This window comes from Maricaulis sp., from assembly GCF_015665295.1.
GTDB lineage: Bacteria > Pseudomonadota > Alphaproteobacteria > Caulobacterales > Maricaulaceae > Maricaulis.
This window is the reverse complement of the sequence record NZ_JADFAJ010000014.1, coordinates 1-14,955: the sequence shown is the minus strand read 5'-3', so window position 1 is coordinate 14,955 and position 14,955 is coordinate 1. Positions and strand designations below refer to the sequence as shown.

Annotated in this window: 14 protein-coding genes and 1 tRNA gene; 8 read left to right on the top strand and 7 right to left on the bottom strand. The window is 65.0% G+C overall.

What is annotated here, in order from left to right; all coding sequences use genetic code 11:
• Both QZZ02_RS07140 and QZZ02_RS07135 read left to right on the top strand, forming a co-directional pair.
• Positions 1 to 951 carry an MlaD family protein gene (locus tag QZZ02_RS07140; RefSeq protein WP_291843316.1) on the top strand — a complete coding sequence of 317 codons (951 nt, stop codon included), beginning with the start codon at positions 1 to 3 and terminating at the stop codon, positions 949 to 951.
• Positions 948 to 1,580 (top strand): ABC-type transport auxiliary lipoprotein family protein, encoded by a 633-nt coding sequence (locus QZZ02_RS07135; protein WP_291843315.1) that lies wholly within the window; start codon positions 948 to 950, stop codon positions 1,578 to 1,580. Before QZZ02_RS07140 ends, QZZ02_RS07135 begins: the two co-directional genes overlap by 4 nt.
• Before the next feature lie 48 nt (positions 1,581 to 1,628).
• Here the strand turns inward: QZZ02_RS07135 and QZZ02_RS07130 are convergent, their stop codons facing one another.
• Positions 1,629 to 3,665: a hypothetical protein gene (locus QZZ02_RS07130; RefSeq protein ID WP_291843314.1), complete on the bottom strand. Its 2,037-nt coding sequence runs from the start codon at positions 3,663 to 3,665 to the stop codon at positions 1,629 to 1,631.
• A gap of 170 nt (positions 3,666 to 3,835) precedes the next feature.
• Entirely contained in the window at positions 3,836 to 4,105 is a 270-nt protein-coding gene (locus QZZ02_RS07125) for a hypothetical protein (protein WP_291843313.1), read from the bottom strand.
• Between the two features lie 144 nt (positions 4,106 to 4,249).
• On the opposite strand from QZZ02_RS07125, the gene QZZ02_RS07120 reads away from it, so the two are divergent.
• Together QZZ02_RS07120 and QZZ02_RS07115 are read left to right on the top strand one after the other, a co-directional pair.
• Entirely contained in the window at positions 4,250 to 5,419 is a 1,170-nt protein-coding gene (locus QZZ02_RS07120; protein WP_291843312.1) for a DUF418 domain-containing protein, read from the top strand.
• Between the two features lie 91 nt (positions 5,420 to 5,510).
• Positions 5,511 to 6,326, top strand: coding sequence for a nuclear transport factor 2 family protein (locus QZZ02_RS07115; protein WP_291843311.1), 816 nt, complete (start codon positions 5,511 to 5,513; stop codon positions 6,324 to 6,326).
• Here the strand turns inward: QZZ02_RS07115 and maiA are convergent.
• Both maiA and QZZ02_RS07105 read right to left on the bottom strand, forming a co-directional pair.
• Positions 6,323 to 6,970, bottom strand: a complete 648-nt coding sequence (maiA, locus tag QZZ02_RS07110; protein WP_291843309.1) for a maleylacetoacetate isomerase — start codon at positions 6,968 to 6,970, stop codon at positions 6,323 to 6,325. The genes QZZ02_RS07115 and maiA overlap by 4 nt on opposite strands.
• A gap of 7 nt (positions 6,971 to 6,977) precedes the next feature.
• Positions 6,978 to 7,622, bottom strand: coding sequence for a fumarylacetoacetate hydrolase family protein (locus QZZ02_RS07105; RefSeq protein WP_291843308.1), 645 nt, complete (start codon positions 7,620 to 7,622; stop codon positions 6,978 to 6,980).
• A gap of 84 nt (positions 7,623 to 7,706) precedes the next feature.
• Between QZZ02_RS07105 and QZZ02_RS07100 the strand changes: the two genes are divergently transcribed.
• Positions 7,707 to 8,216: a MarR family transcriptional regulator gene (locus tag QZZ02_RS07100; protein WP_291843307.1), complete on the top strand. Its 510-nt coding sequence runs from the start codon at positions 7,707 to 7,709 to the stop codon at positions 8,214 to 8,216.
• Here QZZ02_RS07100 and QZZ02_RS07095 read toward each other — a convergent pair.
• Positions 8,213 to 8,713 carry a paraquat-inducible protein A gene (locus tag QZZ02_RS07095; protein WP_291843306.1) on the bottom strand — a complete coding sequence of 167 codons (501 nt, stop codon included), beginning with the start codon at positions 8,711 to 8,713 and terminating at the stop codon, positions 8,213 to 8,215. The two genes, QZZ02_RS07100 and QZZ02_RS07095, sit on opposite strands and share 4 nt — an antisense overlap.
• Positions 8,714 to 9,000: 287 nt before the next feature.
• Between QZZ02_RS07095 and QZZ02_RS07090 the strand changes: the two genes are divergently transcribed.
• From QZZ02_RS07090 to QZZ02_RS07080, 3 genes are all read left to right on the top strand, one after another.
• Entirely contained in the window at positions 9,001 to 9,510 is a 510-nt protein-coding gene (locus QZZ02_RS07090; protein WP_291843305.1) for a hypothetical protein, read from the top strand.
• 31 nt (positions 9,511 to 9,541) lie between these two features.
• A complete protein-coding gene (locus QZZ02_RS07085) occupies positions 9,542 to 11,557 on the top strand; it encodes a TonB-dependent receptor (RefSeq protein ID WP_291843304.1) in 2,016 nt (671 codons plus the stop codon).
• A gap of 121 nt (positions 11,558 to 11,678) precedes the next feature.
• Positions 11,679 to 13,382 (top strand): methyl-accepting chemotaxis protein, encoded by a 1,704-nt coding sequence (locus tag QZZ02_RS07080; protein WP_291843303.1) that lies wholly within the window; start codon positions 11,679 to 11,681, stop codon positions 13,380 to 13,382.
• Between the two features lie 93 nt (positions 13,383 to 13,475).
• On the opposite strand, the gene QZZ02_RS07075 is transcribed toward QZZ02_RS07080, so the two are convergent.
• Together QZZ02_RS07075 and QZZ02_RS07070 are read right to left on the bottom strand one after the other, a co-directional pair.
• Positions 13,476 to 14,450, bottom strand: coding sequence for an alpha/beta hydrolase (locus QZZ02_RS07075; protein ID WP_291843302.1), 975 nt, complete (start codon positions 14,448 to 14,450; stop codon positions 13,476 to 13,478).
• Positions 14,451 to 14,719: 269 nt separating this feature from the next.
• Positions 14,720 to 14,795 (bottom strand) — tRNA-Lys (locus QZZ02_RS07070).
• Between the last annotated feature and the right edge of the window lie 160 nt (positions 14,796 to 14,955).

Here is a 14,955-nt window from a genome sequence, read left to right as displayed (position 1 = left end):
ATGGAAACCAAAGCCCATCACGCCCTGGTCGGCCTGTTCGCCGTGCTCCTGCTGGCGGCCGGCGGCTTTTTCGCGCTGTGGCTCGGCAAGGTCTCCTTTGACGAGGACTATGCCATCTATGACATCGTCTTCGATGGCCCGGTGCGCGGGTTGCGCGAAAGCGGCGAGGTCCGCTTCAACGGCATCCAGGTCGGCGAGGTCACGGATCTGGAGCTGGACGACCAGAGCCGGGTCATCGCGCGCATCCAGGTGCTGGCCCAGACCCCGGTCCGGGTCGACAGTTTCGCCCAGCTTGAGCCGCAGGGTCTGACCGGCCTGTCCTACATCCTGATTACCGGCGGCACGCCTGAAGCCGAGCGCCTGCGCAGCGAGGCGGGGCGTCCGCCGCCGCGCATCTTTGCCCGGCGCGCCCAGCTGGAAGGCCTTGTCGAGGGCTCGGAAGACGTGCTGGATGCTGCCCAGTCAGCCCTGTTTCGCCTGACCGCCCTGCTCAGCGAGCAGAATGTCGGCGAGGTCTCGGCGACGCTCACCAATCTCCGCGAGATCACCGACCGCCTGTCCGAGGAAGAAGCGCTGATCTCGGACATGCGGCGCACCCTGGCGAGCATTGACACGGCCGCCCGTGACATGTCGCAAGCGGCGGCCTCCCTGCAACAATTCGGTGATACGGCGGATGCCTTCCTCAACAATGAGATGACGCTTGCGACGAATGAGACGACGCTGGCGGCGATGGCCGTGAACCAGGCCGCAGCCGACACCAACCAGATCGTCCTGACCTTGCAGCCGGCGCTTGAAAGTCTCGCCGACAGCGGTATCGAGGATCTCAATCGTACGCTGTCCGATCTGCGCCGCGTCGTGGCTTCACTCGAGCGGATCACGTCGGAAGTGGAAAGCAATCCGGGCGGCTTCATTGCCGGAGCGCCCCGCGAAACCGTGGAGGTGCCGCAATGAACGGATCACGCCATGTCCGGGCCGCCCTGGTCGGTTTGGGTGCCTTGTCGGTCTCGGCCTGTGTCTCGCTGTTGCCGGCGTCCGAGCCGGTCAGCGTCTATCGCCTGTCATCGCCCCAGCCGGTCGAGCTGGCGGGTGAGGACTGGGTGATCATCGAGATCGACACGCCGAACGCGCCGCGGGGGCTGTCCGGTGACCAGATCGCCGTCATGCAGGACGGTGGCAGCCTTGCCTATATCGGGGAGGCGCGGTGGATTTCGCCGGCGCCACGCCTGGTCCAGTCGCTGATGATTGATACCTTCAATGCCGAGGACCGCCGGCTTGCACCGACGCGCGCCGATGACGGCGTTCGGGCCGATTATGAGCTGCGTCTCGATCTGCAGGAGTTCGAGGCTGTCTATGATCAAGGTCCGGACACGGTCCCGCTTGTGCGGGTGCGTATCGCCGCGCGTCTGGTCGCTGAACAGGGGCGCCGCTTTGCCGGTGCCCGTGTGGTGACGGTTGACGTGCGGGCCCATGCCAACCGGACCTCTGCCATCATCGCGGCTTTTGACGAGGCGACAAGTGGCGCCAGTCGCGAAATCGCGGACTGGACGGCCGAGCGGACGCGGATCCTCGCCGAACAATGAGTCCCGGCAAGGCGGGGTTCTGACCGACCGGGCGCGCTGCCCCGGCGATCAGTCCTCCGACCCGTCCTTGTCCTTGCGCCCGCCCCGGCCGCGCTTGGCCGGCGGGGTGTCATCGTCTTCCGGCATCGAGGACAGCAGGTCCTTCCAGCGCCAGCCTGGCTCGCTGGACGCTGAGCTGTTGCGGCGCCCACCGCGTTCCGGGAAGCCGACGGCATTGTCGGCGCGCGGCTGGGTCGAGGCTTCGCTATGGCCAAGCGGACGGGTCATGTCGTCATGCTCGCCACTGTCCGGCCCGGCTTGCGGCGTCTCAGCCGACTCGGCCGGTGCGCGACGCGCCTTGCGACCGGCCAGCGGGTCAGGCAGTTCATTGGTCGCCAGCTCCGGCGCCCGGCGCCCGCCCGCGACCGATCCCATGCGCAACATGAAATCGGACAGCAATTCATAGTTTTGGCGGATGCGGGCCTGGAAGGCGGCATCGATTTCCTGCGCTTCCTCGGCGGCGGCCATGGCGGCCGCATTGAGGCCCTCAAGCCCGCGACGCAGCGTGTCTGCCGCTTCCTGGGCGCGATCACGCGCCATGCCGGGCATTTCGCCAAGGCGTTCGATCATCGTATCGATATGGCGCTCGACGGTCTGGGTTTCCGAACGGGCCGACGCCAGGACGGATTCGAGGCGCTTGCGGACGGATTCGGCAGCCTCGTCGGCGGCGACCGAGGCGCGCTTGGTCAGCTTGTCGGCTTCTGCCAGGCGCAGTTCGAACGCCTCGTCCGAGCGACGGGCGGCTTCATACGCGGCCTCATTGGTCAACTCGACCTTGCTGGCGACGATATCAGCCTGGGCCTCGATCGCGTCGATTGCGGCGTCGGACACGGCCTTGGCTTCCTGGGCCGAAGCGATCAGGCGGGCCAGGGCGGATTCATGTTCCTGGGCGGCGCTTTCGGTCTCGGCGCGGACCCGGCCGGCCATGCCGTCGGCGCGCTCGATTGCAGCCTCGACGGCTTCGCGGAAGGCCACAGCGCCGTTGGAGGCAGCGGAATTGAGCGCGTCGGCGCCGTCGCGGGCGGTCGATGCCATGACTTCCAGCTCGGCCTTGTGGAAGTCGAGGGCGGCGGCGATCTTTTCCTGCTCCTTGCGCAGCGCCTCACTGGCGTCGGACAGGCGCTGGCGGTGTTTCACATAGGCTGCGTCGAGATTTTCCGAACGCTCCTTGAGCCCGTCCGAGAGTTCGCGCAGATGGCCCGTGCGTTCGGCGATCACAAGGGCTGCGGCATCGCTGCGCTCGGTGACCGCACTGCCGGCCTCATTGAGGCCCGCGACGCTGGCGCGGATACGGCGCTCACTGTCCGAAGCTTGGCTGGCAGCCAGTTCGGCGGCAGCAGCAACCATCTTGGACTGGTCGGAAATCGCGGCGGCGATCAGGGCGGCCTTGTCGTCGAGCGATTCCGATACCTCGCCGAGGCGCAGGCGCTCTGTGCGCAGCCCCTTGAGCAGGTGTTCGGTGCGGTCGCGGGCATCGCTGGCCGATTGCTCGAGCGATTCCGCGTGATGGCTGATGACTTCTTCCATCGCCGCGAGGCGGGCGAGGGCGCTTTCCAGCGCGGTATTGATCCGCTCGACCTCGCCGGAGACGGCGTCGGACAGGGTCTGCACTTCGTGCCGGGCATATTGCGCCGGTTCCGAGAGTTTGCGGATGGCAATCTCGACGCGGCGCGTATTGGCGGAATTGCGCACGATCTCGCGCGCCATCATGCCGGCGATGATGAAGATGAGGGCCGGCAGGAGGGCAAAGACCGACAGGCCGGTCAGCTGGCCGAAGCCGTAACCGCCCAGCGCCTCGAGCGACTGGATGCCCAGATAGCCCCAAAGGAAGGCGCTGGCGCCACCGACCCAGAACAGCGCAAAGCAATTGCCCAGCCAGACCAGCCAGTTGCCACCACGCGGCGGTGCGTCGCCGGCATTCGCCTCCGGTGCGGCCTGCGCGGTCAGTGCCGTGGTGCCGGTCTCGGTGATCGGTTGCTTGCTGTCCTCGTCGGCCATGGTCATCTCCGCGAGTTCGATCGTGTGGTCTTGGCTGGTCTCGGTCATTTCGGGCCTGGCTGGCTGCTGTCGGCCTCCCGCCGGCGCGCGGGCGCGCCTGCCGGAGCTGGATATCATGACAGAGAATAGGGGGAGATGCGCGTGAGGCACACAGATAATCTATGCAAATTCAATATTTGCAGCGGAAAGGTCGCGTGGATTGACGGCCGCTCGGCGTATCAGCTGTTATAGACCAGCGGAGGCGAGAGCAATTCCGGCATTTCCTGAGCGTCGCGAACAGGCATCCACTGATTGCAGCCATCGCTGCGAATTCGAGCCCAGCCGAGCTTGGCATCGGCGTCACTCACCAGCAGTGCGGCTTCACGGTATTCGGCGGGCCGCCCGGTTGAATCGGCGGCGCAATTGCCGGCCTCCAACGTCTCGATTCCCATCGAGGACAGGGCGACCACGGCGAACCATTCGATTATGGCGATGATGAATTCGACCATGTCAGGTGCGCCCCTGGGTCCCGAATGTATTGAACATATGCCTGCTACCTGCATACGGTGAGCGCAATTCACCAAACATGAGAAGTTTGTGAAGAGTTTGTAAGAAGATGGCGGAAATGGGGCGGGTCCCCCGGGGAAGGCGGCATGAGCCAGGCGAGCGAAAGCGATGAGGCGGGTGTCCTGATCATGCTTGGCCTGACCGTTTTCGGTCTGCTGTGCGCCAATCTTCCCGGCTACGCCCATGTCTGGGCGGCGGCCGACCTGCTGCCGCTGCAGGCCGCTGATCCGGGACCGGCCGACCAGCTGGCCTGGTGGTTCGGCCAGACCTTCGCTTCCTGGGTATTCAATATTCTGCTCGTCGTCCTGTTCGGGTCGTCCCTGGCGCTGGGCGCAGAGGTCGGCGAGCGCGGCACGCTGGGCTGGATGTGCCTGCTCGGCCTGGTGGCCGCCTATCTGTTCTGGCATGGCGAACTGATCACCGTGATGGCGCTTGCAGGAATGATTGCACGGCCGATGCAGGCGCTGCAGCCGGCCACCCGCTGGATGACGCTCGGCGCCCTGATCGGCGGGACATTCCTCATTCTGCTGGCCGGTGCCGGCATACTGGCCCTTCTGCCCGACACAATGGGCCTCGCCGACCTGCTCGGCCTGGACGCCGCGCGGATCCTGGCGGTCGAGGCCTCGCACCAGTCCGGCTTCCTCGCGCGGCTGCCGGACAACATGGCCACGGCGCTGCAATTCCACCTGGTCGAGATGTTCTTTCTCGGCGGCGGTGTGCTCGGACTGATCCTGCTCGGCATGGAGCTGGTCGAGCGCAATTTCTGGGGCGGGCGGTGGCCTGTCATGCCGCTGGTGTTCAGCGCCGCCGTGACCCTGGGCATCGGGCTGCCGCTCAATGGCTGGGCGGCGCTGCTCGCGCTGGGCAGTGATTTTGCCCCGTCGCAGGTCAGCCGGGGCATGGCCGCCCATGCAGCCGGGGCGCTGTTGACGGCCTACGGCTATGCCGCGCTTGTCGTGCTTGCAGTCCGCTTCAGGCTGGCCGAACCGGTGCAATTGCTGCTGATCCGCGCCGGCCATCTCTGGCTGTCAGTCGTAGTCGGCCAGATCCTGGTCTTGACCCTGCTCTTCTCCGGCCTGCCCGGCCTTGCCCTGTATGGCCGGATCGGGCCGCTCGGCCTGTTTGCGCTTGGACTGGGGCTGTGCGTGCTGCAGTCCGGCCTGATCTGGCTGTGCGACCGGTATTTGCGGGCCGGGCCCGTGGAGTGGCTGCTTGAAGGCCTCGCGCACCGCCGCTTTGCACCGCTGCGGCGCTGATCACGGCCAAGTGAACGACCTTGCCCACTTGAAACTCATCGCCGCGTCCCGCCGTGGCAAACAAGGCGCTCGGTTTTCACAGGGGACACAGATGATCCGCATGCTATTGGCAGCCGCCATTCTCCATTTCACAGCTGCCGCCGGCGCCGTGGCCGACGATCCGGCCACCGAGGCCGCGCTCGAACCGCTCGCCGATCGTTTTGCCCGCGGATTTTATGCGCGCGACCCCGGACAGGTCCTGTCGACCGTCCATCCCGAATTGTCCAAGCTGGGTTTGCGGCCGGATTTTCAGGGCCTCGGCCGGATGACGATAGAAAACCTCACGCCTGGTGATTTGCAAATCCTCGGTGAGCTCTACAATGCAGACGGTCGTCTCGATCCGGTGACCTCCACCGTCGATGTACGCTTCTTCGACACAACGTCGGACACCGGCCTGTTCCAGCTCACCGCAGATGCTGACTGGTATGATTTCTTTGTCGGCACGCGCATCAATGGCGAATGGGTCCTGGTGAACTGCGCCTATGGCGCTTTCGAGTGGATCGACAATCCTGACCGGGCAAATGATATCGAGCTGATCGGTGGGGTGGTGGCGCGCTACGCCGAAGCCTGGGATGCCGGCGACGCTGACGCGGTGGTCGCCGCCGTCTACCCTGATTTCGACCGCCGTCATGTGGATCGCAGCGGCGATCGCGAATATCTGGCCCCGGAAACCCTCGAGACGATCGCCATGCGTCTTGACGCCCGGGGTGTCGCGACTGCGCCATCGCGCGTCACCGTGTTCGAGGCGACCCGGGCAACCGGTGCGGCCCGTATCGAGGCGGCTGACAGGACCGAGTGGGTCTTGCTGCTGCGGGTCGCGGGTGAATGGCGGATCGTCAACAGCTTCTGGGAAACGCGTCCGGTCTAGCTTTCCGCGTCGGGCTGGTTTTGCGGCGCGGCATCGCGAAAGGCCGGCAGGGCCTGGCAGGCCGCGTCTGCGGCTGCCAGCGCCGGCCAGTCGGCCATGTCGAGCCCCCACCGGCGGGCATTATAGGCCTGCGGGACCAGGTAGATGTCGGCCAGTCCCGGATGTTGTCCGCCAAGATACTCGCCCGTCCTCGGTGCCGCGCGGACCAGGGTCTCCAGCGCATCGAGACCCGCTTTCATCCAGCGCTGTGCCCAGGCCTTCATGCCGTCCGGGCCCTGGCCCAGATCGCCGGCGACGGCTTTCAGCACGCGCAGATTCTGCAGCGGGTGGATGTCACAGCCGATGATCGAGGCCCAGCCACGTATGCGGCAGCGTCCGGTCGCGTCCCGTGGCAGGAAAGCGGGGTCCGGCCAGGTCTCGTCGATCCATTCCAGGATGGCTGGCGATTGCAGGAGCCGCTCACCATCATGCTCCAGCACCGGGACCAGGCCTTGCGGCTGGATGGCCAGCCAGCCGGCGCCGGTCTGTTCGCCCGCTTTCAGATTGACCGCCACCTGGTCGTAGCTGACGCCCTTGAGATTGAGCGCGATGCGAAGCCGGTAGGCGGCGCTGGAGCGCCAATAACCATACAGTGTCGTCGTCATGACCGGACTAGCTCCGTTCTGTCAGGGAAAAATCAAGCGGAGGCAGCCCCTCGATCCGGGCTGCCACCCGGTCACCCGGTTGCAGGGCGCTGACACCGGCCGGTGTGCCGGTGAAAACAAGGTCGCCGGCGCCCAGGGTGAAATAGCGTCCCAACTCTGTCAGCAGGGCGGCGGGCGGCAGTATCATCTGCGACAGGTCACCGGACTGGCGCACGCTGCCATTGACCGACAGCCCGATGGTGCCATTGGCCGGTGGTGGCCCCAGCTTCAGCTTGCCCATGGGGGCCGAGGCATCAAAACCCTTGGCAATCTCCCATGGCGCGGACTTCGCCTTCAGCCGGGCCTGCAGGTCGCGTTTGGTGAGATCGACGCCGGTACCACAGGCCACGATGGCGCCGGCTTCGCCCAGGGCGAGGACCAGTTCGACTTCATGGTGCAGATCTGCGGTCTCGGTCGGGTAGGGCAGGCTTGCTGCGGTCGAGATCGCGCTGGCCGGTTTGGTGAAGAAGATCGCTTCGGCCGCCTCACCCATCTCCTTGGCATGATCCGCGTAATTGCGACCAATGCAGAAAATCCGGGCGACCGGAAAAGTCCGGCTGTCGCCATCAAGGGCGAGACGGGGCGGGGCGGGGGCGGTGACGAGATCATTCATGCGTTATCGATAGCCGACCGGGCAGCGCGTCGTCGAGCCAACAAACGCCTTGCAGCTGTTGCCGGCATCCGGCACCTCTTGGACATGACCGATGCGAACCCGCTCCCGCCCGCGCTGAGCCTGCGCGACTACATGCCCTACCGCCTCGCCGTGACCTCCAACCAGGTGAGCCGGCTGGTGGCGCGCGCCTATCAGGACCGGTTCGGCCTTTCGATCTGGGAATGGCGCGTCATTGCGCTTCTGGGTGAAGCCGAGCCGATGACGGCGCAGGCCTTGTCCGACATTGCCGCGATGGACAAGGTGTCGGTGAGCCGGGCCGTGAAGGCGCTGGTCGAGCGCGGCCTTGTCCACCGGGCAGAACGCGAGGCGGACCGACGCTCGCGCGATCTGCGGCTGACCGGGGCCGGACGCCAGACCTATCGCGAGATCACGCCCGTGGCGCTGGGCGCGGAAGCCGATCTCCTCACCGGGCTGGACGACAGCGAGATTGCCGTGCTGGCCGGCGTTCTGGACAAGGTGCGCCACCGGGCTGCCGAATTGCTGGCCGGACCGGCACCTGATCCGTCGGCACCTGATCCGTCGGCGACTGGCTAGCTCGCTCCGGCCGGTCGCCGGTTGGCAGCGATGATGCGACCGGCGGCGAGCATGGCCAGTATGGTTGACAGGGCGAAGCAGTAGGCGCCGATCAAGGGTCGCGCTTCGAGCATGAGATTGCCGCGCAGGCTGAAGACCACCAGCGCCATCACCAGCACATCCGCCATCGACCATTTGCCCAGGCGTTCCAGCCAGCGCAGTGCGCCGGGCTGCCGGAAGGTTTCCGGCAGCGTGTCGGACACTTGCATGCGCCACATCCAGCCGAGCTTGGCGAGGGGAAAGCCGACCGAGAAGGTCAGGACGATCAGGGCCAGCATCCATTCCTGCTCGGCGGCCAGGGTCAGGCCCAGGGACAGGATGGAATGTTCGTCGCCCCATAGTCCCAGATGCCGGGTTTCCAGGGCCGGAAGCAGCAAGCCGGGACCCAGAAGGGCGCTCGCGATCACCAGCAATCCGGTCGCCAAGGCATCGGGCCTGAAATTTTCCTGCGTTTGCATGACAGCAATCCAGCCCGGAGAAGGCGGCCAAAAAGCGGCGCCCGTGGCGATTTTTGCGGCACCGGCTACCGCAGCGCCTGGCCAAACTATACTTGGCTTGCTGGCGGTTTTTTCTTTGGGGCGCGGGGCAATGCCTCGCAGACATATAGAGGCTTGGCTGGGCATGCGGTATTGCAAGTACAGGTAATATCCAATTACCCCAGCGAAATGCGTGGTTAATACCCTTCCCCTAGTTCGACGCCATACGCCGCAATGCGGTGACAGTGGAACAGGACGGGGTGTCCCCAATGCACAAGTTTATTTTGCCGGCTCTGGCCGGACTTCTCATGACAACACCGGCGGTGGCCGAGACGACGCAGCGCGATCTGGAAGTCATAGGTCGGGCCCTCGGCTTCGTTGAAGGCGCCAGTGGATCTGACCGGACGGTCGCGATTGTTTTCGACGCAGCGAGTGAAGCTGAAGCCCAGGCGCTGGCATCCGCGATGTCCGGTGGCTTGTCCGCCGGCCGCGTCACGCTCAATGCGCGCCTCGTCCCGATGGCTGATACCGGCTCGATCGGTGGCGCGGACGCCGCCGTACTGCTCGGCTCGGCTGCCGGTGATGCCGGAGTTTACGGTGCCGCCAGCTCGGCGGGCGTGATGACCGTTTCCACAGACATGGGCTGCGTTGAGAGCGCCCGCTGCGTGATGGGTGTCCAGAGCGCACCGTCGGTACGCATTGTCGTCAATCGCAGCGCAGCCGACAGCTCGTCTGTCTCCTTCGCCGCTGCCTTCGCCATGATGATTGAAGAAATCTAAGCGTATTCCGAGATTTGAGAGAGTAACTGCCATGAAGACCCAATTCCTCACAACGTCGATCTCGGTGCTTGCGCTGAGCTTCGCCTTCTCCGCCGCGACCGCCGCGCAAACCCTGGACTACACCGCCATGAGCGACCTGTTCGGCGAGCCGGTCACGGCCGGCGCCACGGGCGCCCCGCAACGCGCATCGGATGTCCCGGCCACGATGATCATCATCACCCAGGACGATATCGAACGCTTCCCGGAATACGACATCCCGGGCATCCTGCGTCACTATGCCGGTATCGATTACAACCGCTATGGTTACGGCGACGGCCAGATCTCGATCCGTGGCGCCGCCACCCCGTACTCGCCGCGCCTCCTGGTGCTGGTGAACGGCCGTGAAGTCTATCTCGACAGCTATGGCTATACCGCCTGGTCGACCCTGCCGGTCCAGCTGGAAGAGATCCAGCAGATCGAAGTCGTCAAGGGCGCCCAGTCGGCTCTCTATGGCTTCAACGCGGTCGCCGGTGTGGTCAACATCATCACCCGCAACCCGCAGCACGGTGACTATGCCACCGCCCGCGTCAACGCCGAGACCGATGGCGGTTTCGACGCCGCCTTCGTCGCGGCTCGCCAGTTTGGGGATCGCGCCGCCGTCCGCATCAGCTACGGCAATGGCGAAAGCGCCGAACTGCCGGCCGGTCTCAACACGATCGACGCGGTGGGCCTTGCCCAGCAGGACTTCACGCGCGAAACCGGTGCGATCGAAGGGCGTTTTGCCCTGACCAACAAGGTCAACCTGACCGCTGAAGCCACCTTCACCAATGTCGACCAGTCGGAAATGACCTCGGTCTATTCCTCGGCCCGCGCCCTCTATGAGCTGCGCTCCTACAAGGTCGGGCTGGATGCCGACACGGATTTCGGCGTGATCTCCGCCCTCGTTTATCGCAATGAGAGCGAGATTGCCTACAGCTTCGGTCCACTCAGCGCCGAGCTGACGACCTTCCGTATCCAGGACCTGTTCAAGGTCGGCACCAATGACACTTTCCGTGTCGGCGTCGAATTCCGCGACGGTCAGACCGCCTCCTTCCCGGATCCGGGCAATGGCGATTTCGGCTATGAGTCGATGGCCGCTTCGGTGATGTGGAACCACAAGTTCTCCAACACCTGGGACCTGACCCTGGCCGGCCGCTATGATGTCGTTGACTGGAGCCGCGACGGTGCGCCAAGCGCGCTCTACGCCTTCACCCAGGATGATTACTCGGTCTCCTTCGAGGAATACTCCTACAACGCTGCTCTCGTCTGGCGTCCGTCCTTCGGTGGTTCGATGCGCTTCATGGCGGGGCGCGGCATCCAGGCGCCGACCTCCTTCGATATCGGCTTCACCCTGCAGACGACCGCCGGTGGCAATCCGATCATCCTGTCGGGCAATCCGGACATGATCCCGTCGATCGTGGACAGTTTCGAGGTCGCCTATGACCGCAGCCTGACCCCGAGCATTGACATGCGTGCGGCGGTGTTCATGCAGGACACGTCAGACGTGCGTGGCCAGTTCGGTCTCTTCCCGGACCTGCTGCCGCCGGCCGTGACGATCCCGACCCTGCTGTTCGACAATCGCGGTGACACCACCACGACCGGTTTCGAATTCGGCCTCGCCGGCAATCCGGAAGGTCACTGGGACTGGGATGCGAACTACACCTACCAAAAGACCGAAGATGATCTGGATGGCACGTTCGGCCTCGGCCACGTCCAGAACTTCGAGGGTGCCACGCCGGCCCATATGTTCAACGGCCATCTCGGCTGGACGGGCGAGCACCTGACGCTGGACGGTTTCGTGAACTATGTCGCGGAAACCACCAGCCCGCTGCAGCCGGTCTTCGGTCTCCCGACGCAAGTCGATCTCGACGCCTATGTCGCGGTCTCGCTGCGCGCCGGTTACCGTTTCAACGATCATATCGCTGTCTCGGTGAACGCCCAGAACGCCAATTTCGGCGACGGTGAAGACACCGGCGTGAACGCCCAGGGCGAGTCACGTGTCTGGTTCGGGCTGTCCAGCAGCTTCTAATACGAAATGAGCGCTCCGGTGCCGTTCGGCACCGGGGCGTTAACCCTGACTTCAGCGATTCGGGCAGACTATTCGCCGGACGACATAGCCGCCGACCGGTGATGTCAATTGGGAGACTAAAATGGGCAAGGCTACTTCACTCTTCAGGCTGACCATCGCGCAATCCTTCGCGGTTGCGCCGATCGCCGCCATTATCGCGCTGATCGCGGTCGCCGGTCTTGGCGCCTGGTCGCTGCAGAATGGATCGGACAGCCAGCAGCGTGCGATGCGGGAAATGAATGCCGCGCTCGAACTCACAGACCTCAAGTCCGAACTGCAATCCATCAACAGCGAAGTCCTTGCCGTCGTGACTGCCCAGGCCGCGGGCAATCCGATTGACGTGATGGCCTCGTTTGACGCCGTCGGTACACGCGTCGACGGCCTCTCGGTCCGGATCAGCGAATTGCAGAGCTCCGGCGCCGACATCGCCGATGGTACGGATACGTTCAGCAGCCTTGTCGAGCAGCTGGCACTCTACAAGGACGCCCTGGATTTTGTCGGCCAGATGCTCGAACTGGACTTCGCCAGCTCGGTCGCCTTCCTGCAGCCGTTTGATGCCGTGTTCGCCGAAATCAGCGCCGACCTTGATGATCTCGCGCTCGAAGGCGCCTCGCTGGCGCGCATGGATGCGGCTGCCACCGAGACCGGCGTGCGCAATTCGATCATCCTGTTCGTCGGAATGACCATTGGTGTCGGCGTCGCCCTGATCGCCCTGGCCGTTCTGTTTGGTCGCCAGATCTCGTCCTCTGTACGCAAGATCGCCGCGGCGACTGAAACCCTGGCCGACGGCGATTACAGCCTTGATATTGCCGCCCTGGAACGCTCGGACGAGTTGGGTGCCGTGGTTCAGAGCCTCAGCCGTTTCCGCGACAAGGGCCTGCAGGCCGAAGCACTCGAGACCGAGCAGCGTGCCCAGGCGGAAGCCAATGAGCGCCGCGCAGCCAGACTCAATGATCTGGCCCAGGCCTTCGATGCCGAAGTCATGTCGATGCTGGGCGAAGTCAACGAGGCCTGCTCCTCGATGTCTGCCATCGCCGAACAGCTGTCCCAGGCCGCAACCGAGGGCTCCGAGCAGTCCGGCCAGATGGCGTCTTCAGCCGCGCAGGCCTCGGCCAATGTCGAATCCGTCGCTGCGGCGTCCGAAGAGCTGACCGCCTCGATCGCCGAAGTGACCCAGCAGATCCAGGGCTCCTCCGACATGGCCAGCCAGGCTGACGAGCGGGCCAAGTCGGTTCGCGCCGTGGTCGACAATCTCGGCGCTGCGGCGCAGGAGATCGGCAATGTGGTCCAGCTGATCAATGACATTTCCGAGCAGACCAACCTTCTGGCGCTCAACGCCACCATCGAGGCGGCTCGCGCCGGTGAAGCCGGCAAGGGTTTCGCGGTCGTGGCGTCGGAGGTCAAATCACTCGCCGCCCAGACCGCCAAGGCCACGGACGATATCCGCGACCAGATCCAGGCGATCCAGGAAGCCGCCGCCTCCTCGTCCGCCTCGATCGAGGATGTGACCCGCGCGGTCGGCGAAATCTCCCGCTCGGCCTCCGCGATTGCCGCCGCTGCGGAAGAACAGAGCGCCTCGACCCGCGAGATCTCGAGCTCGGTGGCCCATGCGGCGACCAGTGCCCGGGCGGTCTCGGACAATGTCGATGTCGTGTCGCGTTCGGCCCGTCAGACCGGCGATGCCTCACAGGACGTGCTGCGCGCCGTGCGGACCGTGTCCGAACGTGCCGAGAAACTGAATTCCACGGTTGAAACCTTCCTCACCGAGGTTCGCGAGGCTGGCTGATCTCTCCCCCCTTGATGTCGCCCCGCAACACAGGCGCCCGGACCCTCTCCCCCCTCGGTCCGGGCGCTTTTTGTTTGGCCGTCCGGCAAGGCGTCAGCGTTCGCCGAGTGCCCGCGCCGGCAGGTAGATGATCCGGGCGGCAATGTCGGACAGCGCGCCAAGCCCGCTTTTGCGCGACTGACCCATTTCGCCGTTCAGCGCCTGTGACAGGGCGCCGTTCGCGGCCAGCTGCATCAATGTCTCCGAAGCCGCAAAATCGATATGGCCGAGCAGGGTGCCGTCCTGCAGTCCGGTCAGATCGATTACTGCAATGCCGCGTTCAATCAGCGTATCGCGCTGGCGTCCGATCCCGAGCCGTGTCTGACCGCCACCGCGCAGCGTGTCGGACAGGGCCAGGGCCCGGTCGCGACCGGAGACCAGAACGGTCATGTGGCCGGGGGGCGGGTCGAGGGAATCGAGCTGGTTCAGGAAGACGTCGAAATCAATGTCCGGCGAGGCCAGGATGACCGGGTCAATCTTGGCCAGGACATCCGTGCGGCCCTCAAGGCTGAGTTGGCGCAACGCCTCCATCGTCACCAGCGACCCCATGGAATGCGCGAGGATGGTGATCGAAATGGCGGGGCTGTTGGCGACCTGCTCCAGCGTATCGGCCAGGCCGTCACGTGCGAATTGCGCGCTGTCGCGGTCATAGAGATAGGCCGGCCATTGGCCGGCTGACGGCCAGGCATAATGCACGGCCACGGTTCGAACCCCGAAATCATTGAGGATCTGGGCATTGAGGTAGAGTCCCTCGGAGAAGGGCGTGTTGAATCCGTGCACAAAGACAAACACATGCCGCTCGGCCAGCGGCAGGGCCGACAGTCGGCGGTCAAGCCTTTGCGCGAAGGCGGCACGCCCGATATCGGGCTGGTAGCCGGTCAGGGCGAACTCGCGCGCGGGATCGACCTGTCTGGACGGATAGATGATCTCGCCGGCCAGCCGGTTTGACGGAACCCAGACATCGGCGTGTGCGAAGTGCAGCGCGCCGCGGTCCGGCGTCAGCCGGACATCGGGATCCGCGCTAGGCATGCGTGTGGTCGCTATCAGGATTGGCTCACTCCGCCCGGCCACCAGTCCGGCATCCACGATAGGCAAATGCGCCGGCGCACTGGCGCAGCCCGCGAGCAGGGTCAGGGCAGAGAGGAGGAGGAGGAAAAGGGGCGAGGGTCGGGACAAGGTGGTACTCCGGCGGCTCGCCAGGCTGGCAATCCATTTGTGCCACGCACCATCATCGAAGACGGGCCGCGCGGTCAACGCCGGGATGTGCCGGCAAACGGTCATTCTGGTCAGGAGGTAATTGGTGCGCCCACTAGGATTCGAACCTAGGACCCGCTGATTAAGAGTCAGCTGCTCTACCAACTGAGCTATAGGCGCGCCGGTTGGGAAGCGGCGGAAAATACGCGTCCGCGAAACAAAATCAAGACATTCCTTCGGCCGAATGCACATGCCTGCCATGCCGGATTGCGGGGTGATGGCGGGCGGCCGGTCTGGCGCTATTCCACGCGGGCCCGGCCGATCGTGCCCATATCGGTGC